The 22,706-nt window shown below is 68.0% G+C and carries 16 protein-coding genes, 1 tRNA gene and 1 pseudogene; 10 read left to right on the top strand and 8 right to left on the bottom strand.

The genetic code is table 11. The features are described from left to right. Window positions 1-73 precede the first annotated feature (73 nt). Window positions 74-334: a YcgL domain-containing protein gene (locus AC5P8J_RS12070; RefSeq protein WP_014648833.1), complete on the top strand. Its 261-nt coding sequence runs from the start codon at window positions 74-76 to the stop codon at window positions 332-334. Further along, on the top strand, window positions 327-3,665 hold the full coding sequence (locus AC5P8J_RS12065; RefSeq protein ID WP_197575335.1) for an ankyrin repeat domain-containing protein: 3,339 nt from the start codon (window positions 327-329) through the stop codon (window positions 3,663-3,665). Before AC5P8J_RS12070 ends, AC5P8J_RS12065 begins: the two co-directional genes overlap by 8 nt. A gap of 134 nt (window positions 3,666-3,799) precedes the next feature. Here the strand turns inward: AC5P8J_RS12065 and AC5P8J_RS12060 are convergent, their stop codons facing one another. After that, window positions 3,800-5,578, bottom strand: a complete 1,779-nt coding sequence (locus AC5P8J_RS12060; RefSeq protein WP_180876357.1) for a monovalent cation:proton antiporter-2 (CPA2) family protein — start codon at window positions 5,576-5,578, stop codon at window positions 3,800-3,802. Window positions 5,579-5,922: 344 nt separating this feature from the next. Between AC5P8J_RS12060 and mgtE the strand changes: the two genes are divergently transcribed. Together mgtE and AC5P8J_RS12050 are read left to right on the top strand one after the other, a co-directional pair. Further along, the gene (gene mgtE, locus AC5P8J_RS12055) at window positions 5,923-7,293 is read left to right on the top strand and encodes a magnesium transporter (RefSeq protein ID WP_021203486.1); all 1,371 of its coding nucleotides are present in this window, start codon (window positions 5,923-5,925) and stop codon (window positions 7,291-7,293) included. Window positions 7,294-7,422: 129 nt separating this feature from the next. After that, a complete protein-coding gene (locus tag AC5P8J_RS12050) occupies window positions 7,423-10,143 on the top strand; it encodes a bifunctional acetate--CoA ligase family protein/GNAT family N-acetyltransferase (RefSeq protein ID WP_227853726.1) in 2,721 nt (906 codons plus the stop codon). 73 nt (window positions 10,144-10,216) lie between these two features. Here AC5P8J_RS12050 and AC5P8J_RS12045 read toward each other — a convergent pair. Beyond that, window positions 10,217-10,413, bottom strand: a pseudogene (locus AC5P8J_RS12045) (heavy metal-binding domain-containing protein); the annotation flags it as partial. Window positions 10,414-10,549: 136 nt separating this feature from the next. On the opposite strand from AC5P8J_RS12045, the gene AC5P8J_RS12040 reads away from it, so the two are divergent. Beyond that, on the top strand, window positions 10,550-11,251 hold the full coding sequence (locus AC5P8J_RS12040; RefSeq protein WP_227853727.1) for an alpha/beta fold hydrolase: 702 nt from the start codon (window positions 10,550-10,552) through the stop codon (window positions 11,249-11,251). 73 nt (window positions 11,252-11,324) lie between these two features. Here AC5P8J_RS12040 and dkgB read toward each other — a convergent pair whose 3' ends face one another. Both dkgB and AC5P8J_RS12030 read right to left on the bottom strand, forming a co-directional pair. Further along, window positions 11,325-12,134, bottom strand: a complete 810-nt coding sequence (dkgB, locus tag AC5P8J_RS12035; protein WP_227853728.1) for a 2,5-didehydrogluconate reductase DkgB — start codon at window positions 12,132-12,134, stop codon at window positions 11,325-11,327. Window positions 12,135-12,380: 246 nt separating this feature from the next. After that, entirely contained in the window at window positions 12,381-14,501 is a 2,121-nt protein-coding gene (locus AC5P8J_RS12030; protein ID WP_134730890.1) for a methyl-accepting chemotaxis protein, read from the bottom strand. A gap of 183 nt (window positions 14,502-14,684) precedes the next feature. On the opposite strand from AC5P8J_RS12030, the gene AC5P8J_RS12025 reads away from it, so the two are divergent. Together AC5P8J_RS12025 and AC5P8J_RS12020 are read left to right on the top strand one after the other, a co-directional pair. Next, on the top strand, window positions 14,685-15,140 hold the full coding sequence (locus AC5P8J_RS12025) for an Rrf2 family transcriptional regulator (protein WP_021203480.1): 456 nt from the start codon (window positions 14,685-14,687) through the stop codon (window positions 15,138-15,140). After that, the gene (locus tag AC5P8J_RS12020; RefSeq protein ID WP_021203479.1) at window positions 15,130-16,035 is read left to right on the top strand and encodes an NAD(P)/FAD-dependent oxidoreductase; all 906 of its coding nucleotides are present in this window, start codon (window positions 15,130-15,132) and stop codon (window positions 16,033-16,035) included. The genes AC5P8J_RS12025 and AC5P8J_RS12020 overlap by 11 nt, the downstream gene beginning before the upstream one ends. A 109-nt stretch (window positions 16,036-16,144) precedes the next feature. Here AC5P8J_RS12020 and AC5P8J_RS12015 read toward each other — a convergent pair whose 3' ends face one another. The 4 genes from AC5P8J_RS12015 to AC5P8J_RS12000 all read right to left on the bottom strand — a co-directional run bounded on the left by AC5P8J_RS12015 (window position 16,145) and on the right by AC5P8J_RS12000 (window position 20,581). Further along, window positions 16,145-17,365, bottom strand: coding sequence for an RtcB family protein (locus AC5P8J_RS12015; protein ID WP_019661691.1), 1,221 nt, complete (start codon window positions 17,363-17,365; stop codon window positions 16,145-16,147). A gap of 56 nt (window positions 17,366-17,421) precedes the next feature. Then, a complete protein-coding gene (locus tag AC5P8J_RS12010; protein ID WP_227853729.1) occupies window positions 17,422-18,546 on the bottom strand; it encodes a slipin family protein in 1,125 nt (374 codons plus the stop codon). Window positions 18,547-18,903: 357 nt separating this feature from the next. Beyond that, a tRNA-Gln gene (locus AC5P8J_RS12005) sits at window positions 18,904-18,975 on the bottom strand. 649 nt (window positions 18,976-19,624) lie between these two features. Next, window positions 19,625-20,581, bottom strand: coding sequence for an aldo/keto reductase (locus AC5P8J_RS12000; protein ID WP_227853730.1), 957 nt, complete (start codon window positions 20,579-20,581; stop codon window positions 19,625-19,627). 169 nt (window positions 20,582-20,750) lie between these two features. On the opposite strand from AC5P8J_RS12000, the gene AC5P8J_RS11995 reads away from it, so the two are divergent. The 3 genes from AC5P8J_RS11995 (at window position 20,751) to AC5P8J_RS11985 (ending at window position 22,618) form a co-directional block, all read left to right on the top strand. Then, window positions 20,751-21,608, top strand: coding sequence for a class I SAM-dependent methyltransferase (locus tag AC5P8J_RS11995; RefSeq protein WP_483017071.1), 858 nt, complete (start codon window positions 20,751-20,753; stop codon window positions 21,606-21,608). A gap of 111 nt (window positions 21,609-21,719) precedes the next feature. Beyond that, a complete protein-coding gene (locus AC5P8J_RS11990) occupies window positions 21,720-21,971 on the top strand; it encodes a hypothetical protein (protein WP_224329425.1) in 252 nt (83 codons plus the stop codon). 107 nt (window positions 21,972-22,078) lie between these two features. After that, a complete protein-coding gene (locus tag AC5P8J_RS11985) occupies window positions 22,079-22,618 on the top strand; it encodes a pseudouridine synthase (RefSeq protein WP_026347220.1) in 540 nt (179 codons plus the stop codon). Window positions 22,619-22,706 lie beyond the last annotated feature (88 nt).

The following is a 22,706-nucleotide window of genomic DNA, read 5'->3' as shown; positions in this document are numbered from 1 at the left end:
TCGGCTGACGGCTTTCCCCGGTGTCGGCTTTCCGACACAATCATGGCTCTTCCCGGGTTATCGTCCCGCGGACATGCACGCCTACGTCTATAAAAGCCAACTCAAGCCGGACACCTACGTCTACGTTCCCCGTCGCGATGATTTCAGCGCGCTGCCCGCGCCGCTGCTCACCTCGCTGGGGACGCTCGCCTTCGTCCTGGAGGTGGCCCTGGATGCCCAGCGCCGCCTGGCGCAGGCTGACCCGGAAAAGGTCCGCAGCGAAATGAGCGAGCGCGGGTTCTACCTGCAGGTGCCGCCGTCGGTGGCCAGCCTGATGCCGCGCCACTATGACTGACGCCTCCCGTCCGCGCCTTGTGTCAATTGCCTTCGCCGCGGGCGCGGTGCTGGCGCTGGGCGCCGCCGTGGGCGGCTTCCCGGGTGCCGTCCTGGCCGCACTGGCGCAGCCAGCGTTCGCGCTGGCGATCTCATGGTGGCGTCGCAGCCGCGCGCTGCTGCCGCTGAAGGTGGTCGCTCGCCAGGACCTGCCGGCGCTGCTGGCGTTGTGGACGGCCGCGCCGCTGCTGCTGGCGCTGTTGCTGGCCTGGCCGCTGGCGGCGCTGCGCGACAGCGGCAGCCTTGCGGCGGTGCTGGGCCTGAGCGTGCTGGTCAGTGCCGGCCTGCTCGCCGCCTGGCGCACCTGGCCGTTGTGGAACGATGTCGAACGCCTCGACGGCAGCCTGGCCCAGCACTGGCAGGCGCTGGCGGGGCGTGACCTGGGCGCCTGGCGCGGCCTCGGTGTGGCCGCGCTGGTGATCGCGCTGGCCGCGCTGGTGGTGCTGCCGGCCTGGCCGGGGCTGCTGCCGGAAAGCGCACACTGGCCCGCCGCGCTGGCGGTGGTGCTGCTGTCTCCCGTGCTGCACCTGCTGCTGCAGCGGGTGGCGCCGGCACCGCTGGTGTCGCTGCGCGCAGGCCCACTGGCCACGGCCAGCGACGAGCGCGAACCGATGTTCTCCGCTGCGGTCGAAACCACGCCGCTGGAGGCGATGGCGCCGCAGGAGCTGACCCCGGCGCTGTATGAAGCCGCCCGCCATGGCCGCATCGACCGGGGCCTGCAACTGCTGCAGGCCGGTGCCGATCCGTATGCGCTGCCGGACCCGAACTGGCGCGACCAGCGCAGCCTGGCGGTGCTGGCAGCGGTGCTGCCGGACCTGCGCCTGCTGCGCGAGCTGATCGCCCGCGGCGTCGATGTGAACGCACCGCACCGGGGCATGACCCCGCTGCTGGCCGCCACCCGTGACAGCTGGCATGGCCGCCCCGAGGCGGTGATGACCCTGCTCGCCAACGGTGCCGACTCGCGTGCCACCGACAGCGATGGCAACACGCCGCTGCACCATGCCGCGCGCAGTTCCGACCCGGGTGTGGCGGCGCTGCTGCGCGATGCCGCCGCCGAAGTCGATGCGTTGAACAACGAGGGCTGGTCGCCGCTGGCCGTGGCCTGCCAGGTCGGCAACTGGCGCCTGGCCCGTTTCCTGCTCGAACGCGGTGCACGCTGCGAACCGGCCGATGGCACCCCGGTGCTGCTGGCCGCCGCCGCCACCGAGGACGACGATCCGGCGGGCGTGCAGCTGCTGCTCAAGCACAAGGCGCGGGCCGACGCGCGTGATCGCCAGCGTCGCAGCGCGTTGCATGAAGCGGCGCTGGCCGGTCACGTCGAGATCATCGGCGTGCTGCTGGCTGCCGGCGCCAATCTGGAAGCGCGCGATGCGCTGGGCCGTACGCCGTGGCTGGAAGCGGCCCGTGCAGGTCGCGCCGCCGTGATCGAGCATCTGCTGCCGCACAAGCCGGACCTGGTCGCGGTGGACGGCGAAGGCCGTAATGCGGTGCAGCTGGCGGCGATGGCCGAGGATGTCTCGCCGCTGCTGATCAAGCGCCTGGTCGAACTCGGCATCGCCGCCGATGCCACCGATCCGGTCGGCCGCCGTGCGGTGGACTATGCCGCCGAAGCCGGCCGCTGGGCGATCGTGGCTCTGCTGGACCCGTCCTATCCATTGCCGGCTGCGGTCAGCGATGGACTGGCCGAGCGTGGCGAAGCCGCCGGCGCAAGTGGCCTGCTGCCGGACCGCCCGCCGCTGACCCTGCTGCGCGAAGCGCTGGGCTTCGGCAACACCGAAGGCATGGCCGCGCTGGCCAAGCTGTGCCAGCCGGAAGAGCTGGGTGGCCTGCTGCTCGATCCGGAGCTGGCGCTGGAGCCGCGTGCGGTCGACTGGCTGCTGGCCCACGGTGCCGATCCCTACGTGCGTGACGCCTGTTCCGACACGCCGATGTTCGCGCTGTTGTCGCGCGGCATCGACGCGGTGCCGGCGCTGCAGGTCATGCTGCAGCGTGGCCTGTCGCCGGCCGGACGCGGTGGCCTGGCACGCTTCCTCGCAGCGTGTGCGCAGCACGACCAGGCCGCCCGTGGCCTGGAACAGCTGGCACTGGAACTGCTGGAACGTGGCGCCGATCCGTTCGCCGCCTCGCCGGCCGGCGATCCGCCGCTGTCGCTCGCGGTGCGCCTGGGCTGGCTGCGCCTGCAGCAGGCCCTGCTCAAGGCCGGTGTTGATCGTGAAGCGCGCGACAGCCACGGCATGACCGCATTGCACCTGGCCACCGCGTTGGCCCGCGAAGGCGCACTGAAGCTGCTGGTGCAGCACGGTGCCTCGCCGGAAGCCCGCGCCGCCGACGGCCAGACGCCGTTGGGCGTGGCGCTGTCGATCGGTCGCCGTGATCTGGCCGACTGGCTGGACTGGCGGGTGTGGCCGTTGCCGCGCCGTACCCTGCGCGAGGCCGATCTGCCGGCCGCTGCGATGGCCGGTGATGTAGACGCCGTGCGCCGCCTGATCGATCTGGGATTTGCCGTCGACGCGGTCGACGCACAGGGCTGCACCGCACTGCTGCGTGCAGCCGGTGGCGGCCACCTGGCGGTGACCGACCTGCTGCTGGCGCGCGGCGCCGATCCGCAGCACGCCGCGGCCAGTGGCGCGACGCCGCTGTCGGCGGCGGTCAGCATGCGCCAGGTGGACATCGTTTCGGCCCTGCTCGATGCCGGCGCCAAGCTGGAACATCGCCTGCCGGGCGGGGTGACCGTGCTGATGCTGGCCTCGGCGCTGGGTCTGCCGGACATCGTCGCGCGCCTGCTCACTGCCGGTGCCGACGTGCATGCCGGTGACGCGCAGCAGCTGGGCCCGCTGCACTGTGCCGCGCTGTACGGTTTCAGTGCCCGCGACCGCTCGCGCCTGCTGGCCCTGCTCGACACCCTGCTGTTGGCGGGCGCCGAGCCGGACCAGGCCGCCGCCGGTTCGGTCACGCCCCTGCTGCTGCTGCTGGGCGCTCGCGCCGAGCCGGGTACCGCCTGCGACGAGCAGGTGGTGATGGCGGCGGTGGAACGCCTGCTGGATGAGGACGTGAGCCTGGACGTACGCGATCCGCGCGGCTTCGGTCCGCTGCACCTGGCCGCGCTGCATGGCCTGCCGCTGCTGGTGCAGCGCCTGCTGCGCGCAGGTGCCGATCCGGAAGTGCGCGACAGCCTCAACCGCAGTCCGCGCGAGATCGCCGTGATGCGCGGCTTCATCGACGTGGCCGGTGAGTTCGAACCGCGCGTGCCGGGCGTTTCGTCGATGGCGCGGTTCCTGCGCGACAACGGCTGATCGCTGGAAAACGGTAGTGCCGGCCGCTGGCCGGCTACCTCATGACATCTCCGGGAACACGGGATTGCCGGCCAGCGGCCGGCACTACCGGGTCCGCCATTGATTGGGTGGGTGCCGACCGTTGGTCGGCACACCTACTCGCCGTCCCTTTCCGCGTCGGCCTCGAAAAGATGCATCAGGTCGTTGCGTGCATCGCGCGAGGTCTGGATCACGGCCGCTTCGTCGTCGTACACCAGATACTGGTCACGCAGCAGCTGCTCATCATGCTCGCGGAAGCGCTGCACATGGCGTTCGGCCACGTCCGGCGCCACGCCCAATGCGGTCAGCACGCGCCCGCTCATCTCCAGGCTGGTGCCGAACACCTCACGGAACGGCTCGGCCGACATGTCCATCAGGCGCCAGGCATGCTGGCGGTTGCGCGCACGCGCCAGCACCTTCGCGTCCGGGTACAGCCGGCGCACCATGCGCACCGCGCGCAGGTTGGTCTCCGGGTCGTCCACGGTGATCACGAACACATCGATGTGCTCGCCGCCCGCCGCACGCAGCATCTCCGGCCGGGTCGGGTCGCCGTAATACAGCTGGTTGCCGAAACGGCGCAGGTCGGCCACGGTGTCCGGGTTCGCCTCCAGCGCCACGAAGGGCACCTTCTGCGCGGTCAGCAGGCGTGCGATGACCTGGCCGAAGCGGCCCATTCCGGCGATCAGCACCTTGGGGCGGTTGTCCGGCGCCACCTTGTCGGCCTCGGCTGCCTCGCGCGGTGCGGCCTTCTCCTGGCCGAGCAGCTTGAGCAGCGCGATCATCAGCAGCGGCGTGATCGCCATCGACAGGCCCACGATCGCCACCAGCCGGTCGTGGTTGGCATTGCCGAGCAGGTGCGCGCGCTGCGCTTCGTTGAACACCACGAAAGCGAACTCGCCGCCCAGCCACAACACGCTGCCCAGCAGCAGCGACTGCCGCGGACTGAGCCGGGCGATGCGGCCGATCGCGTACAGCAGGCTGAACTTGACCACCAGCAGGATGCCGACGCCAGCCGCGATCATCCACGGCTCGGCCGCGATGCGGTCCAGGTCGATGCCCATGCCCACCGCGATGAAGAACAGGCCCAGCAGCAGGCCCTTGAACGGCTCGATCTGCGCTTCCAGCTCATGCCGGAACTCCGAATCGGACAGCAGCACGCCGGCCAGGAACGCGCCGAGGCTGGGGCTGAGGCCGGCTTCCTGCATGAACCAGGCGGTGCCCAGCACCACCAGCAGTGCGGTGGCGGTGAACACTTCCGGGCTGCGGGTGCGGGCGATGATGCTGAACACCTTGCGCAGCACCGGTCGCCCGCACAGGATCACCACTGCCAGCGCACCGAGGGCCACGGCGGCGTCTTCCCAGCGCAGAGTCTCGTTCTTCACCCCGCCCAGCAGCGGGATGGCCGCCAGCAGCGGAATCGCGATCAGGTCCTGGAACAGCAGGATGGCGAACCCGAGCCGGCCATGGTCGCTGTTGATCGCCTTGTGCTCGGACAGCAGCTGCAGGCCCACCGCCGTGGATGACAGCGCCAGCGCCACACCTACCACCAGCGCGCTCTTCCACTGGAAGTGGTCGAGCAGCAGCAGGCCGCCCAGCACCAGCCCGGACAGCGCCACCTGTGCCGCACCGGCGCCGAACACCGAGCGCCGCATCACCTTCAGGCGTGCCGGCGACAGCTCCAGGCCGATCACGAACAGCAGCATCACCACGCCGATCTCGGCGGCGCCGAGGATGCGGTCGGCGTCCTGCACGAAGCCCAGCCCGTCCGGGCCCAGCACCACACCGGCCGCCAGGTAGCCCAGCACCGCGCCGAAGCCGAACTTCTTGAACACCGGCACGGCGATGACCGCCGCCAGCAGCAGCACCAGCGCCAGTTCCAGACCACCGCTATGCATGGGAATACCTGGTCATCGGGGGAGCCGCTGTGCGTCCGTTCGGGTTGGGAAAAGCGTGGCGAACACCACCGCGCCATTATGCGCGCCGGCCTGTGCATGCACGAGAACAACCTGCGGGCAGGGTGCTGCCGCGGCGGAACCGGGTTGACCTGCATGGTCCACGGGTCCAGACTGCCCGCCGCTGGCGGCGCGTCCGCCGGCACACGCATCCCGGAGTCCCCAACCCATGTCCAGCGACAGTAGAAGTCGACCTCGTTCGACGCCAGCGATGGCCACCGCCTGACATCGGGACGGTTTGCCTGCGTTGGCGTTGCGCGAGGTCGCACCCCCACAAGGCAAACCCGATGAACCAGAAGCAATTGCTGCGCCCGGTGGCCGATGCCGCCGCACTGGCCGCGCCGCTGGCGAACTTCAACACTGCCGATGCGGTGGAATTCCTCAACACGCTGGAGCTGACCCGCGGCGCGGAAACGCTGGCTGCCCTTCCGTTGCCGCGTGCAGTGAAAATGCTGGAAGCGCCGGAACTGCACCGCAGTGGCGAGCTGGTGGCAGCGCTGCCACCGGCGCGCGCTGCCGCCCTGCTCGGCTTGATGGCCGACGACCGCGCCACCGACATCGTCCATGAGCTGGATGAGGAAGAACGCGCGCGGTTGATCCCGCTGCTGGGCACCGACGCCCGCCAGGCCATCCAGAAGCTGCTCAGCTACCCGCCGAACACCGCCGGTGCGCTGATGACCACCGAGTACGTGGCGGTACCCGCCAGCTGGACCGTGGCGCAGACCCTGCAGCACATCCGCCAGGTCGAGCGCACCCGTGAAACGGTGTACGCGATCTACGTGCTGGAGCCGTCCAGCCAGCAGCTGCAGCAGGTGGTGACCATGCGCCGGCTGATCACCGGCCTGCCGGAGGAGTCGATCCTGGACGTGGCCCAGGTCAATCCACCGGTGACGGTGGACGCACTGATGGACCAGGAAGAAGTGGCACGGCTGATCCGTCGCCACGACTTGCTGGCGATCCCGGTGGTCGATGCACAGCAGCAGATGCTCGGCATCGTCACCGTGGACGACGTGCTCGACGCGCTGATCGAGGAATCGACCGAGGACGCGCACAAGTTCGGCGGCATGGAGGCACTGGACAAGCCCTACATGCAGATCGGCTTCCTGGAGATGCTGCGCAAGCGCGCCGGCTGGCTGAGCGTGCTGTTCCTGGGCGAGATGCTGACCGCCAGCGCGATGCAGCACTATGAGGACGAACTGGCGCGCGCGGTGGTGCTGACCCTGTTCATTCCGCTGATCATGAGTTCGGGCGGCAACTCCGGTTCGCAGGCCACTTCGCTGCTGATCCGCAGCCTGGCGCTGCGCGAGCTGCGCCTGCGCGACTGGTGGAAGGTGGCCCTGCGCGAAGTGCCCACCGGCATGGTGCTGGGCGCGATCCTCGGCTGCCTGGCCATCGTGCGCATCGTGATCTGGCAGCTGGGTGGCCTGCATGACTACGGCGAGCACTGGATCCTGCTGGCGATCACCATCGGTGCCGCGCTGGTCGGCATCGTCACCTTCGGTTCGCTGTCCGGCTCGATGCTGCCCTTCATCCTCAAGCGGCTCGGTTTCGACCCGGCCAGCGCCTCGGCCCCGTTCGTGGCCACCCTGGTGGACGTGACCGGCCTGGTGATCTATTTCAGCATCGCCGCCATGATCCTGCACGGCACGCTGTTGTAACGGGAGCGTCATCCACACATGACGTGGATCTACTGGTCCCGGCGGTAGATCCACGTCATGCGTGGGTGCGGTGTCAGGACCTTGCGCACGATCATGCCGTTGCCGCGCCAGTCCGTGTACCGTAGGCGCATGAGTACCTACCACCTGCAGTCCGTGTTCCGTCCGCAGTCGGTCGCGGTGATCGGCGGCAGTCCGCGTGAGCGTTCGGCCGGCCGCGCGGTGATGCGCAACCTGCGCGGCACCGGCTTCCCCGGCAAGGTGGCGTGGATCAATCCGCGGCATGCCGAGATCGATGGCATCCGCACGGTCAAGCGGCTGAAGGACCTGGACTGGGTCCCCGACCTGGCGGTGATCACCGCACCAGCGGCCATCGTGCCGCAGGTGGTGCGCACTGCCGCCGAACGTGGCGTGCAGGCGGCGATCATCCTCACCGCGCACCTGGGTGAAGGCCCGGGCTCGCTGTCGGCGCAGGTGGAGGCGGTGGCGCGCAAGCATGGCCTGCGCATCCTCGGCCCACACTGCTTGGGTGTGATTGCACCGCACGCGCGACTCAATGCCAGTATCGCCGCACATTTCCCGCAGGCAGGCGACCTCGCCCTGATTTCCGAATCCTCGGCGATCGCCGCCGCGCTGGTGGAGTGGGGCGTAGCGCGCTCGGTCGGCTTCTCCGCCGTGGTCTCGCTGGGCGATACGATGGACGTCGACTTCGGCGACCTGCTCGACTACTTCGCCACCGACTACCGTACCCGCGCCATCCTGCTCTACGTCGAGCAGATCAAGGACGCGCGCAAGTTCATGTCGGCCGCGCGTGCCGCCGCCCGCGCCAAGCCGGTGGTGGTGGTGAAGTCGGGGCGCGCCGAGCGCGTGCAGCCGGGCAGCCGCGATACCCATGTGCAGGCCCTGGCCCGTGCCGATGATGTGTACGGTGCCGCCTTCAACCGCGCCGGCCTGCTGCGCGTCGGTGCGCTGGACGAGCTGTTCACCGCCGCCGAAACACTGGGGCGGCTGGGCACCTTCCCTGGCCGCCGCCTGGCCATTCTCAGCAATGGTGGCGGCGTCGGTCGCCTTGCCGTGGACCAGCTGATCGCGCTGCAAGGCACGCTGGCCACCCTGTCCGACAGCACGGTGCAGAAGCTCGATGCAGTATTGCCACAGGGCTGGTCGCGCAGCAATCCGGTCGACATCGTGGTCGACGCCGATGGTGACCGCTATGCCGCGGCCATCGAAGCGCTGCTGGCCGACAACGAGAACGACGCGGTGATGGTGGTCAACGTGCCGACCGCGTTCACCTCATCGGCGGACGCCGCGCAGGCACTCACCCGCACGCTCGGCCTGCGCCCGCGCCATCATCGCGACAAGCCGGTGTTCGCGGTGTGGCTGGGCAACGATGACCAGGCCACCGCCACGCTCAACGCGGCGCGGGTGCCGACCTATCCGACCGAGGCCGAAGCCGTACGTGGCTTCCAGCATCTGGTGCGCTACCGCGAAGCGCAGAACGCGTTGATGGAAACGCCGCCCAGCCTGCCGCAGGACTTCAGCGTCGACACGGCCGCCGCGCGCGCACTGGTCGATGCCGCGCTGACCAACGGCCAGCAGTGGCTGGACCCGCTGGCTACGCATGAACTGCTCAAGGCCTACGGCATTCTCTCCGCGCCGGTGATGCATGCGCGTGACGCGCACGAGGCGATGGATCTGGCGCAGCCGCTGCTGGAACGCGGTGCCACGGTCGCGCTGAAGATTCTCTCGCCGGATATTCCGCACAAGTCGGAAGTGGACGGCGTGCGCCTGAACCTGTCCACCCTGCCGGCGGTGCAGAGCGCGGCCAACGCGATCCTGTCGCGTGCACGCCAGCTGCGGCCGGATGCGCGCATCGATGGTCTGCTTGTGCAGCCGACCATCGTTCGCCCGAAGGCGCGCGAGTTGATCGTCGGTATTGCCGATGACGCGACGTTCGGCCCGGTGATCGTGGTCGGCCGTGGCGGTACCGCGGTTGAAGTCATCAATGACAAGGCGTTGGCGCTGCCGCCGCTGGACCTGCGCCTGGCCCACGAGCTGATCGGCCAGACGCGCGCCTCGCGCATCCTCAAGGCCTATGGCGATGTGCCTGCCGCCGACGAGCGCGCACTGGCATTGGCGCTGGTCAAGCTGGCACAGCTGGCCGCCGACATCCCCGAAGTGCGTACGCTGGACATCAATCCGTTGCTGGTCGACGGCAAGGGCATCCTCGCCCTCGACGCACGCGTGGCGGTGGCGCCGTCGCGCATCCTGCACAAGGGCCGTGGCCATCCGCGCTTCTCGGTGTTCCCGTACCCGAAGGAGTGGGAGCGCACCATCGAACTGTCCGATGGCGGCCGTGCCTTCGTGCGTCCGGTGCGGCCGGAGGACGACGCGCTGTTCCGTGCGTTCTTCGCCCGCGTCAGCGACGAGGACCTGCGCCTGCGCTTTTTCCAGTCGGTGAAGCACTTCAGCCACGAGTTCATCGCGCGCCTGACCCAGCTCGACTACGCACGCTCGATCGCACTGGTGGCGATCGAACCGCGCAGTGGCGAAATGCTTGGCGCGGTGCGCCTGCACGCCGATGCGGATTACCACCGCGGTGAGTACGGCATCCTGATCCGCTCGGACCTGAAGGGCCATGGCATCGGCTGGCGGCTGATGGCGATCATGATCGAGTACGCCAAGTGGCTGGGCCTGGACGTGGTCGAAGGCCAGGTGCTGCGCGAGAACAGTACCATGCTGGCGATGTGCCAGAGCCTGGGCTTCAAGACGAAGCTGGACCCGGATGACCCGACGGTGATGATGGTGACCTTGCCGGTGCAGCAGGTCGAAGTGCCCGGAACCCCGTTGTAGAGCCGAGCCTGCGCTCGGCTGCCTTACATCTCACGGGCACGCCTGAGCCGAGCATGGGCTCGGCTCTACAGGGTCACCGCTGCGGCTCCACCGCCACCGCCGTGCCATAGCACAGCCGCACGGTCAGCCCGGTCATCACATAGATGGCGTCGTAGCGCATGCCGATGATCGGGTTGGCAGCCAGCTGCCGTGCTTGCTTGTCTCTGCTGCGCCAGGTTTCCTCGCGGCCTGTTCGCACAGCGCGGTGTAGATGGTGATGGTGTCGCCAAAGAGCGGCTCCGCCGCTGTCTTCTGTAGCGTCGAGCCATGCGCCACTGGCTATGCAGCCGTCGAACGTGGCTCGACGCTACAATCCGCCCCCTGTTGCGGCATGGTTCCGTCACCGTGCTGGCGCGACAATACCCCCATGACCGACCGTATCCCCCTGCTGCTGCTGCCTGGCCTGCTCAACGACGCTGAGCTGTGGCGCTCACAGTTGGCTGATCTTGCCGACATCGCCGATTGCACGGTAGGCGACCAGACCCGTGGCGAAACCCTGCAGGCGGTGGCCGAGGACGTGCTGGCACAGGCGCCGGAGCGCTTTGCGTTGGCCGGGTTCTCGCTGGGCGGTTTCGTCGCCCAGCAGATCCTGCGCATCGCACCGGAACGCGTGCTGCAGCTGGCGTTGATCGATTCCTCGATCCACGCCGATTCACCGGAACGTGCCGAGCAGCGCCGCAGCCAGCGCGCCAGCGTGCGCCTGCCCGGCAGGTTCCATGGCTTTGGTGATGCGCTGATGCGCAGCTACATCGATGCCTCGCGGCTGGACGATTACGTGCTGGTGCAACGCGTGCGCGACATGACCGCTCGCCTGGGCGCGGAAGTATTCTTGCGCCAGAGCGCACTGGAACGCCGTGATGGCCATGATGTGCTGGCTGGTTATCGCGATCCGCTGCTGATCGTGTGCGGCGCCAACGATCGCATCACGCCGCTGGCGGTGAGCGAGGAAATGCACGCCCTGGTGCCGCACTCGCAGCTGGTGGTGGTGCCGGACTGCGGGCACCTGGCACCGATGGAAAAGCCGGATGAGGTCAGTGCGGCAATGCGAGGCTGGTTGTTGCAGACCTGATGGATCCGCCGGGCATGGCCCGGCGCTACCCACGCGTATCCGGTAGCGCCGGGCCATGCCCGGCGGCCGCTCTTCAATCCCAGGCCGGCGCAATGCCTTCCGGATTGGCCAGGCGGTGCCCACGATCCAGCTTGGCGATCTGCGCCATGTCTTCGTCGGTCAGGCGGATCGCTGCCGCTTCCAGGTTGCTGGCCAGGTTCTCGCGCTTGGTCGAGGACGGAATGACCGAGAAGCCCTGCTGCAGCGCCCAGGCCAGCGCGATCTGCGCCGGAGTGGCCTGGTGGCGGCCGGCAATGGCCTGGATCACCGGATCCTTGGTCACCTCGCCATAGGCCAGGCTCATGTAGGCGGTGACGTGGATGCCGTTGTCCTGCAGGAACTTCACCAGCAGGCGGTTCTGCAGGTAGGGATGGATCTCGATCTGGTTGGTGGCGATGGCATCGGCGCCAAGGATCTCGATGGCCTTGCGGGTCTGGGCGATGGTGAAGTTGGAGATGCCGATCGCCTTCGTCAGGCCCTGTGCCTTGGCCTCGGCCAGCGCCGGCAGGTACTCCTCCATCGGCACGTCGACCTTGTCGTTCGGCGACGGCCAGTGGATCAGCGTCAGGTCCACATGATCGGTACGCAGCTTTTCCAGACTGGTACGCAGGCTGGCCAGTAGCGCTTCGCGCTTGAACGCGGTGATCCAGACCTTGGTGGTCAGGTAGATCTCTTCGCGCGGCACGCCGGAATCGGCGATGGCCTGGCCGACCTCGGCTTCGTTGCCGTAGATCTGCGCGGTATCGATGGCGTGGTAGCCGACCTCCAGCGCGTTGCGCACGGAATCGATCACGGTCTGGTCTTTCAGGCGGAAGGTGCCGAGACCGAAGGCGGGGACAGTCATGGGGGGCTCCAGCAGAGGGGGAGGGAGGCGGGAATATCCACGAAAGGGTAGGCCAGCGGCCGTGTGCATGCCGGCAACGGTGCATTGCATCGACGCGTACGACGGCAGGTGGTGGTGGGTGCGGACCGTTGGTCCGCGCTGTTCATGCCGCCACCCATGCAGCGTTGGGAGCTGGCGGGCAGCGGCCGGCACTCCCCCTGTCTGCGCTCCACGGTAGTGCCGGCCGCTGGCCGGCAACCGGATCAATCAGGCCGCGCGCATCAGCGCGTCCTTCGCTGCGGCGGTGGTCGACAGGTCGAACACATCCACCGCGTCGATCAGGCGGTTCGCCTGCTGTTCCAGGCTGCGCGCGGCGGCGCTGGCTTCCTCCACCAACGCGGCATTCTGCTGGGTGGTGCCGTCCATCTGGATCACGGTCTGGCTGACCTGTTCGATGCCCGCGCTCTGCTCCTGCGAGGCGGCGGAGATCTCGGCCATGATGTCAGTGACGCGCTGCACCGACGCCACGATCTCGGCCATGGTGTCACCGGCCTCGCGCACGCGCCGTGCACCGTGGCCGACCTGTTCCACCGACGCTTCGATCAACGCCTTGATCTCCTTCGCGGCTGCCGCCGAACGCTGTGCCAGGGTGCGCACTTCGCTGGCAACCACCGCGAAGCCGCGGCCCTGCTCGCCGGCGCGTGCCGCTTCCACCGCGGCGTTCAGCGCCAGGATGTTGGTCTGGAAGGCGATGCCGTCGATCACGCTGATGATCTCGGCGATCTGCCGCGACGAGGTTTCGATGGCATCCATCGTTGCCACCACCTGGCCGACCACGCTGCCGCCGTGAGAGGCAACGGTGTGCGCGCCGATCGCCAGCTGGTTGGCCTGGCGCGCATGCTCTGCGTTCTGGCGCACGGTGGAGGTCAGTTCCTCCATCGATGCCGCCGTCTCTTCCAGGTTGGCGGCCTGCTGTTCGGTACGGCGCGACAGATCGTTGTTGCCGGCGGCGATCTCCGCCGCCGCCGTGTGGATGTTGCCGGAGGCGTGCTTGATGTCGGTGACGATGGTTGCCAGCTGCGTAGCGGTGGTGTTGGCGTCGCCGGCGATACGCGCGAACACGCCCTGGAAATCACCGTGCATGCGCGCGCCGAGGCGGCCATCGGCAATCGCGCGCAGCATGCTGGAGACCTCGCCGAGGTTCAGTTCAGTGGTCTGCATCAATCGGTTCAAGCCGTCGACCATTGCGCGGAAATCATGCTCGAAGCGTGCGCTGTCGCCGCGCTGGCTGAAGTCACCGGCGGCGGCGGCTTCGGCCAGGCGGCGGATCTCGCCGTTGATCATGCCGAGATTGGCCTTGGCCGTATCCAATGCGTTGGTGATCACGGCCTTTTCGCCGGGCAGGCGTTCCATGTCCTGGCTGAGGTCACCGACGGCATAGCGGCCCATGATCGAGATCGCGCGCATCTTCACCTGGATGTGCGCGTCAACCAGCGTGTTGCAGTCGGCCACCATGGTGCCGAACGCGCCCGGGAACGCACTGGCCTCCATGCGATGGCTGATGCTGCCGGCGTCATGCGCCTGCGCCATCGTCGCCTGTGCGTCCAGTACGCCGCGCAGCGTGGACTGCACCGCCTGCATCGCCTGCGCGAGGCGACCGATCTCGTCGCGGCTGCGCACCTGCACCACGTGCTGCAGATCACCGGCGGCCACGGCACGCGCAGCGGCTTCCACTGCCAGCACCGGCTGCACCACCGCGCGCCGCAGCCACCAGGCCAGGCCCATCAGCAGCAACACGGCGGCCAGCACGGTCAGCGCCGCGCACAGCAGCAGGGTCTGCCGGGCCTGCTGCGACCGCGCCGCTACGGTTGCTTCGGCCACCTGCGTGGCATGCGTGCTCAGCGCATCCAGTGCGGTCGCCACCGGGCGGTCCTTGCCACGCACCAGATTGTCGCCGGCGGCGGGATCGTAGCCGGCCGCGGCAAATGCCTGCAGCGCCGCGTGATAGTCCTGCTGCAGCTGCGCGTGCAGGCCAACGAACGCCTGCGCCAGTTCACGCGTGCGCGCGTCCGGGCTGGTCACCAGGCCCTTGGCCAGCCGTTCGACCAGGCGGCCTTCGTTGTCGAAAGCGTCCAGGTGGCGCTGACGCAACGCGTCGTCGTGGCCGCGGAGCAGCACGTTCTTCCATTCCTGCACCTGGCCGCGGAACTCACGCTGCAGGCGTTCGGCGTCGCGGCTGTGCGTGACTTCGGGCGGAACCTCGGTGGACAACTTGAACCAGGCGGAGGCCAGGCCAGCCAGCGCGCACAGCAGGACCACGGCCAAGCCAACAGACACCGCGCCGAGCAGCTTGGACTGCAGGCGCGGAGCACGGACAGACGCATTCATGGGGAAGCACTCTCGGGAAGGGGCATTGCGGTATCGACCCGCCAAGCTCCCGCTGAAGTGCGACATAAATCACATTAGCGTTTCGTTTAGTGATGTGAAGGAACTGTTTCATAGGACAAATGTGTCCGTATGGAACAAATGTGGACCCTGGACAGGGGATATAAATGTAACTATCGTAGTTACATGAAGACCGCGAACCCGCTCTCCGACGCCCTTCACGTGATGGCGCATCTGGTCGGCCAGGACGGCCCGCGCACCTCCGAGCAGCTGGCGTCCTGCCTGCCGACCCATCCGGTGGTGATCCGCCGTCTGCTGGCGCAGCTGCACAGGGCGGGCCTGGTTCGCAGCGCCCGTGGCCATGGCGGTGGCAGCCACCTGGCCCGTGATGCTGCAACGATCACCCTGCATGACATCTATCTGGCTGTGGGCGCACCACCGCTGGTGCAGGTCGGCGCCCGCGACTCCGGCGGTGGCTGCCCGATCCAGCGGCTGGTCAACAGCGCCTTGCTCGATGGGGCGCGCGAAGCGCAGCGCCTGCTCGAAGCGCGGCTGCAGGCGACCACGCTGGACCAGCTTGGCGCCGACTTCGCCCGCCATCTCGCCCATCACCGTTCCCTGGAAGGTCATCATGAATCCTGATGTGCTCATCGTCGGCGGCAGCTATGCCGGCATTGCCGCCGGCCTGATCCTCGCCCGCGCCCGTCGCCCGGTCACCGTCATCGATGCCGGTTCACCGCGCAACCGTTTCGCCGGCCATTCGCACGGCGTGCTGGGGCTGGATGGCATCAGCGGCGCCGAGCTGCTGAAGACCGCGCGACAGCAGCTGCTGGACTACCCCACAGTGCGTTGGGTGCATGCCGAAGCCGTGCAGGCCACCGCCCGCGCCGAAGGCGTGGAAGTGCGTACCGCCGATGGCCAGGTGCTGGCCGCGCGCAAGCTGCTGCTGGCCAGCGGCATCGCCGACCAGTTGCCGGCGTTGCCGGGCCTCGCCGAGCGCTGGGGCAGCACCGTGCTGCACTGCCCGTACTGTCATGGCTATGAAGTGGGTGGTGGTGCCATTGGCCTGCTTGGCGGTCATCCGATGTCCGCCAGCAAGGCGCCGCTGTTCGCCGACTGGGGCAATGTCACGTTCTTCAGCATGGGACTGGACATCACGGATGAGGAACGCGCCGCCATGCAGCAGCGCGGCGTGCAGATCGAGACATCACCCGTGCTGGGCGTGCAGGGCGACCAGCCGACCTGGCTGGAAGTGGAGCTGGCCGACGGCCGCCGAATCGCCCAGCGTGCCTTGTTCGTGCCGGCCGCCCAGGTGATGGCCACGCCATTGGTGCAGCAGCTGGGCTGCACGTTGGTCGAGAGCCCGCTGGGCGTGCTGATCGAGGTCGATGCGATGAAGCAGACCTCGGTGCCGAACGTGTATGCCGCAGGCGATGCGACGACGGTCGGCAACATCACCCTGGCCATGGCCGAAGGCGTGCGCGCGGGCATCGGCGTGCACCACGCGCTGGTGGCCGAAGACAGCATCGCGCGCTGAACGTTGCACAGGTAGAGGCCGACCTTGGTCGGCGCTGTTCCATCCACGCATGGCGTGGATCTACTGCAATCGGGTGCGGTGGGTGCCGGCCTTGGCCGGCACCGCTCCGTTACCCCTTCACGCACAACACCTGGCGCAGGGTGTGCACCACGTCGACCAGGTCCAGCTGCGCGGCCATCACATCGTCGATCGACTTGTACGCGGCCGGTGACTCGTCCAGCACGCCGCTGTCCTTGCGGCATTCCACGTGCGCGGTGGCCTCGCGATGCTGGGCCAGCGTGATCTGCTGGCGCGCGGCGCCACGGCTCATCACCCGGCCGGCACCGTGGCTGCAGCTGTGGAAGCTGTCCGCGTTGCCCTTGCCACGCACGATGTAGCTGCGCGTGCCCATGCTGCCGGGAATGATGCCCAGCTCACCCTCGCGAGCGCTGACGGCCCCCTTCCGGGTCACCAGCAGCTCCTGCCCGTGGTGCGTTTCCTTCTGTACATAGTTGTGGTGGCAGTTCACCGCCATTGCCGCCAGCTGGAACTTCGGCAGCCGGTGGCGCATCTCGGCCAGCACGCGCGACATCATCGCCTCGCGGTTCTGCCGGGCGTAGTCCTGCGCCCACGACACGGCTTCGACGTAGTCATCGAACAGCGGCTCGCCTTCCATGAAGAACGCCAGGTCCTTGTCCGGCAGGTGGAAGCCCAGCACGCGCCGGGCCAGTTCCTCGCGCGCCTTCTCGATGAAGTAGGTACCGATCAGGTTGCCGGTGCCGCGCGAGCCGCTGTGCAGCATCACCCACACCGTATCCGTCTCGTCCAGGCACAGTTCGATGAAGTGGTTGCCGCCGCCCAGCGTACCCAGCTGGCGGTCCAGCTTATCGGTGCGGATCCTGCGGTGCTTGTCCTTGATCTTCTCCAGGCCGTCGGCCAGCCCGGACTGCACCAGCCGCGTGTGGATGCTGTCGGGCATGCGGTGATGCTCGCCGCCGCGCCCGTTGCCGACCGGAATGCTGCGCTCGATGCTGTTGCGCAGCTGCCGCAGGTCGTCGGGCAGGTCGTTGGCGCGCAGCGTGGTGCGCACCGCCGCCATGCCGCAGCCGATGTCAACGCCGACCGCGGCCGGGATGATCGCACCGCGGGTCGGGATCACCGAGCCGACGGTCGCGCCCTTGCCCAGGTGCACGTCCGGCATCACGGCCACCCACGGCCCGACGAACGGGATCGCGGCGATGTTGCGCAGCTGCTCATGCGCCTGCGCTTCCAGCGGCACACCGTTGACCCAGCCCTTGATCGGCGTGGTGCCCTCGACGTGCAGCCATTGATAGTTGTGTTGAGTGTCCATGTCTTCGTGTATGTCCTTGATGGGCCGGCGGCGCGTCCCTGCGCCGCCGCTACCCCCTACCTGATCGTCACCAGCTGCTTCAGCACGCCATCCAGGCCGCCGAACACGGTGAGCGTGTCGATCTTCTCGGTGACCTTCTCCAGTGCCTCCAGCTCCTTCAAGCGCATCAGCACCGGGTTGTCCTCGATCAGCTTTGCGGTGTTGAGCTGTGATCGCGTGGCGTTGGCCTCCTCGCGGCGACGGATCACGCTGGCCTGGGCCTGCTTCTCGGCCAGCACCACGCCGTTGAGGATCTCCTTCATCTCGCCCGGCAGGATCACGTCCTTGATGCCGACGCTGAGCAACCGCACGCCGTGGCCCTCGATTGCCGCCTGCACATGTGAGGCGATCTCGCCGTCCAGCGCCGCCTTGTCACCCAGCAGCTCATCCAGGCTGCGCACGGCAATCGCCTGGCGCAGGCCGAACTGCAGCTGCCGATAGATGAACTCATCGGCATTGCTGAGCGTGCGGTGTGCACGCACCGGGTCGACCACCTGCACGGTCGCGGCCAGGTTCACCCGCAGGGTCACCTTGTCGCGGCTGAGCAGCTCCTGGCCGGACACGTCCAGTGAACGTGCACGCAGTTCCACACGCTCCACCGACACGTTGCCGTTGAAGTTCCAGAACGCGTGCAGGCCGGCATCCAGCGTCTGCCGCAGCGTGCCGTCGATGAACAGCAGGCCCACCGACTCGCTCGGCACGGTGCTGATCACCGCCACACGCGGCAGCACGCCCAACTGGCCCAGGCGCTGCTGCACGTCCGCCGGAATGCGCGGATCGTCACCCAGCGCCATGACGCGTACCTGGGTGTCGACCGAACCGCGCCAGTACAGACGGCGGCTGCCCGGCGGCAGCACTTCATCGATGCGGCCGTTGCGCAGCAACAGGCCGACCTCGCCGGCGCCGACGTTGGCCAGCACGAAGTGCGTGTCCAGCTGTGCGCCCAGCGCTTCGATCAGGCTGTCCTGGTCGCTGCCGGTGTAGGCCGCGCCCTTCGATGCGTTGTGGAGGTCCACGTGCGGCCGGCCGCCGAACGGCGACAGGCGGTGCACGCCCGGCAGCAGGATCTGCTGGAAACGACGGTTGCGATACACCAGGCCGCGCTCGCCGTCGCCGATCACGACCTTGATGGTCCAGAACATGGGAGTCTCTCCTTGTATGGCTCTGGTGGTTCGACCCGTTGCGGATGAATCGCCATGACCCGGGTCGATCAGGTCGTGGCGCGGCCGCCTGCACACCGCGTGCAGGCAGCGGAAGAGGGCGGCCATCGGCGGACGGTCCGCGCGCGGAGCCTTCGGCGCACCGGCAGTGCTGCCATCGTCGTTCCCGGCAGGCAGCACCGGTGCGGAACGTGGCTGGCAGTGGCGGCGGGCCGGAGCCCGGCGTGCGCTCCGTTGCCTTCCACGTTCCTGCCCGAAGGCGATGTCCGTGGATGGCGACGATGGCCGCTGGGGCTTGCGCCCCGGGTGTTGCTTCAAGTCATGACGTGACAGGTCATGTGGTTGGAGTGGGAGTCGAACCCACGACAGACGGAATCAGGATCCGTTGCTCTGACCAAGCTGAGCTATCCAGTTGGGGACCGCGCGGAATCGAACCGCGTACCGGCGAACCGGCGCCTGCCTCCAGCAGGCGATCCAGGCGATGGCATGTCCGCGACCTCCGGCATACGCCACGGCAACGCCGCGCGCACCAGCCCGTGGTGGAAACGGGACCGTTGGAGAATCGAGGGTGCAGGCCACCGACATTATCGGCGAGCGATAATGTTTGGGTGCGATGCAGATAATGTCCAGGCGCTGCCGGTCGCGCGAAGTAAATCCTTCGGCGGGGCAGGAAAGGCCTGGGTCAGTGAGCGGCGGGTTGCCGCGCGGGGTGCAGTTCTGGCATCGCGGGTCCTTGTGCCGACGCAAAAAAAACGCCCCCGGGACTTGCGTTCCGAGGGCGTCGTCAGGCCTCGGAGATCGGGGTGGCCGATCTCCGCAGGGCGGATATCAGGCCGTTGTAAGCTGGTCTTCCTTGCCGAACGCGCGCGCCAGCACGTCCATGCGCAGGCATGGCAGCAGTTTGGCGGTGGCGACGGAATGCGCGTTCAAGGGAAGTTTCCAGTGGTTGTTGAAACGAGGTGCGCACGATAAACCACGATTTAGTCGCGCGCAACCAATTTGTTCAATTATTTTCTTCGGTATGCGTGCAATGCCGGCCAGCGGCCGGCACTACCGGCCCTCAGGCTTCCGCGCTGGCGGCATCCAGCTGCGCGACATCCTGCACGCTCAGCGATACGTTGGCTACTGCCAGCAGATCGTGCAGTTGTTCGACGCTGGTGGCGCTGACGATCGGCGCAGTGATCGACGGCCGCGCGATCTGCCACGCCAGCGCGATCTGTGCGGCGCTGGCGCCGTGCTTGCTGGCCACGTCATCCAGCGCCTGCAGGATGCGCAGGCCGCGCGGGTTCAGATAGCGCTTCACTACCGTCTCGCCACGTGCCGGACTCTTGGCCGCATCGGCCGGCGTGCGGTACTTGCCGCTGAGGAAGCCACTGGCCAGCGCGTAGTAGCCGATCACGCCGATCTGCTCGCGCTGCACCAGCGGTTCCAGTTCCTTTTCGTAGCCGGCGCGGTCGTACAGGTTGTACTCCGGCTGCAGGGTTTCGTAACGCGGCAACTTGTAGTCGGTGGACACCTTCAGCGCATCGGCCAGGCGCGTGGCGCTGTAGTTGGAAGCACCGATCGCACGCACCTTGCCGGCCTCGATCAGGCGGCCGAACGCGGCCAGCGTGGCTTCCAGCGGCGTCGACTCGTCATCCTCGTGGGCCTGGTACAGATCGATCACGTCGGTCTGCAGCCGGCGCAGCGAATCCTCGACCGCCGAATTGATGTTGTCCGGGGTCAGGCCGGGGCGTTCGGCCCACTTGGCCACCTTGGTCGCCAGCACCACCTTGTCGCGCTTGCCGCTGCGCGCGAACCACTTGCCGATCAGCGTTTCCGATTCGCCGCCGGCGTTGCCCGGCACCCAGGCCGAATACACATCGGCGGTGTCGACCAGGTTGAAGCCGGCGTCGACGAAGGCATCGAGCAGGGCGAAGCTGGCCTTTTCATCGGCGCTCCAGCCGAACACGTTGCCACCGAAGGCGAGTGGACGTACATGCAGGCCGGAACGGCCCAGTTCGCGGGTTACCGTCATGGGCACGGACTCCTTGGGGGAAGTGCTCCAGAATAGAACGCGTAGTGTGACCGTGCTGCGGCGGTGACCACAAAACAGTGTTCCGCGCCGCGCACGCCGCTAACGTTTTGTGAACACCTGGGACGCCGCGGCTGCTAGTCTCGCCGCATCTTCCGCTGGAGTCACTCCGATGATGCCTGCTTCGTCCCTGCGTGGTTGCCGACTGCTGCTTGCTTCGGCCCTGCTTGCTGCTGTTCCCGCGTTCGCCGCACCGGCCACGGTCGCGCCGGCGAAGATCGAGGTGTCGCCGGCCATCGATGCGGCGGTGAAGGCGTCGACCCGTGATGCCAACAACGTCAAGCGCGATGGCTTCCGTCATCCGGCGCAGACGCTGTCGTTCTTCAAGGTGACGCCGGAAAAGACCGTCATCGAGATCACCCCCGGCAACGGCTGGTACTCGGAGATCCTGGCGCCGCTGCTGCATGACAAGGGCCACTACGTTGCCGCCGTGGTCGACCCGATGGCGGTGCCCGAAGGCCGCGGCCGTGACTACCAGCAGCGCAGCCGCGACAGCCTGGAGAAGAAGTACGCCGGTGCGCCGGCACAGTTCGGCAAGACTGCCGTGGTCGCCTACGATCCGGCCAAGCCGGTGTTCGGCCCGGCCAATTCAGCCGATGTGGTGCTGACCTTCCGCAACGTGCACAACTGGCGCAAGGCCGGCCAGGCGCAGGGCATGTTCCAGGGCTTCTTCAACGTGCTCAAGCCGGGCGGCGTGCTGGGCGTGGTCGAGCATCGTGCCAAGGCCGACGTAGCCGACGATGATGACACCGGCTATGTCGGCCAGCAGCAGGTGATCGCGATGGCCGAGGCGGCTGGTTTCAAGCTGGATGCACGCAGCGAGGTCAACGCCAACCCGCGCGACACCAAGGACCACCCGAACGGCGTGTGGACGCTGCCGCCGACCAACCAGCACGACAAGGCCGATGATGCGAAGTACCAGGCGATCGGTGAAAGCGACCGCATGACCCTGCGCTTCATCAAGCCGTAGCGGGCGGCGCCGGGCTGCGCCCGGTGAGCGCTGCGGCGTCACAATGGACGTAACGTGTATCCGCCGGGCGTGGCCCGGCCCTGCTGCCAATGGAGTGGACAGTTGAAGAAGGTGTTCTATATCGCTGTTGCAGTGCTGGTGTTGGCGCGGCTGATTGACTTCGTGTTCTACGGTGGCCATGCCTACGACCTGGTGGCGACCGTGGGGTTTGCCGTGCTGTTTGCCGGTGCGCTGCTGGAGGAGCGTGCGCGTGCCATGAATCCGCCGCCGGTTCGCCTGCGGCGCCGGGCCAATGTCATCGCGGCGTGCGGCATCGCACTGGTGCTGGGCTCTTTCCTGCTGGAGTGGAAGGTCTTCGGTTGATCGCGCCGCAGCCTCGGCCGGCGTGATGCCCGGCAGCACCGGGGCCGCGCTCGGCCGAGGTTGCGCGGCATGGGACAATGCGCCATCTGCCGCCCGTCGTGCCCGCAATGCTGATCGCCTTCAACAAGCCCTTCAACGTGCTCTGCCAGTTCACCGACCGCAGCGTACCGCCGCGGCCGACGCTGGCCGGGTTCGGCCTGCCGCCGCGCGTGTATGCCGCCGGTCGCCTGGACCATGACAGCGAAGGCCTGCTGCTGCTGACGGATAACGGTACGCTGGCGCACAAGCTGACCGATCCCAGGCATAAGGCCGACAAGACCTACTGGGTGCAGGTGGAAGGCACGCCCAGCGATGAGCAGCTGCAACGGCTGCGCGATGGGGTGGAGCTGAATGACGGACCGACCTTGCCGGCGAAGATCGAGCGCCTCGATCCGGCGCCGTCGCTGTGGACACGCGATCCGCCGGTGCGCTTCCGCAAGACCGTGCCCGACAGTTGGCTGGCGATCACGATCCGCGAGGGCCGCAACCGCCAGGTGCGGCGGATGACCGCGGCGGTGAACCTGCCGACGCTGCGGCTGGTCCGCGTGTCGATGGGACCCTACCGCCTGGACGACCTGCAGCCGGGGCAGTGGCGGCAGATCGGCTGAAACAGGAAGGGCCGGATACCCTACGGTATCCGGCCCTCATAGCGGGCTGATGGGCTCAGTTCCTGCGGAAGGAAGCCGACCCCGGCAG

Source organism: Stenotrophomonas sp. YJH_SMC_37 (assembly GCF_059370035.1).
Note: the sequence above shows the minus strand (reverse complement) of the source record. Positions and strands in the feature narration are given on the sequence as shown.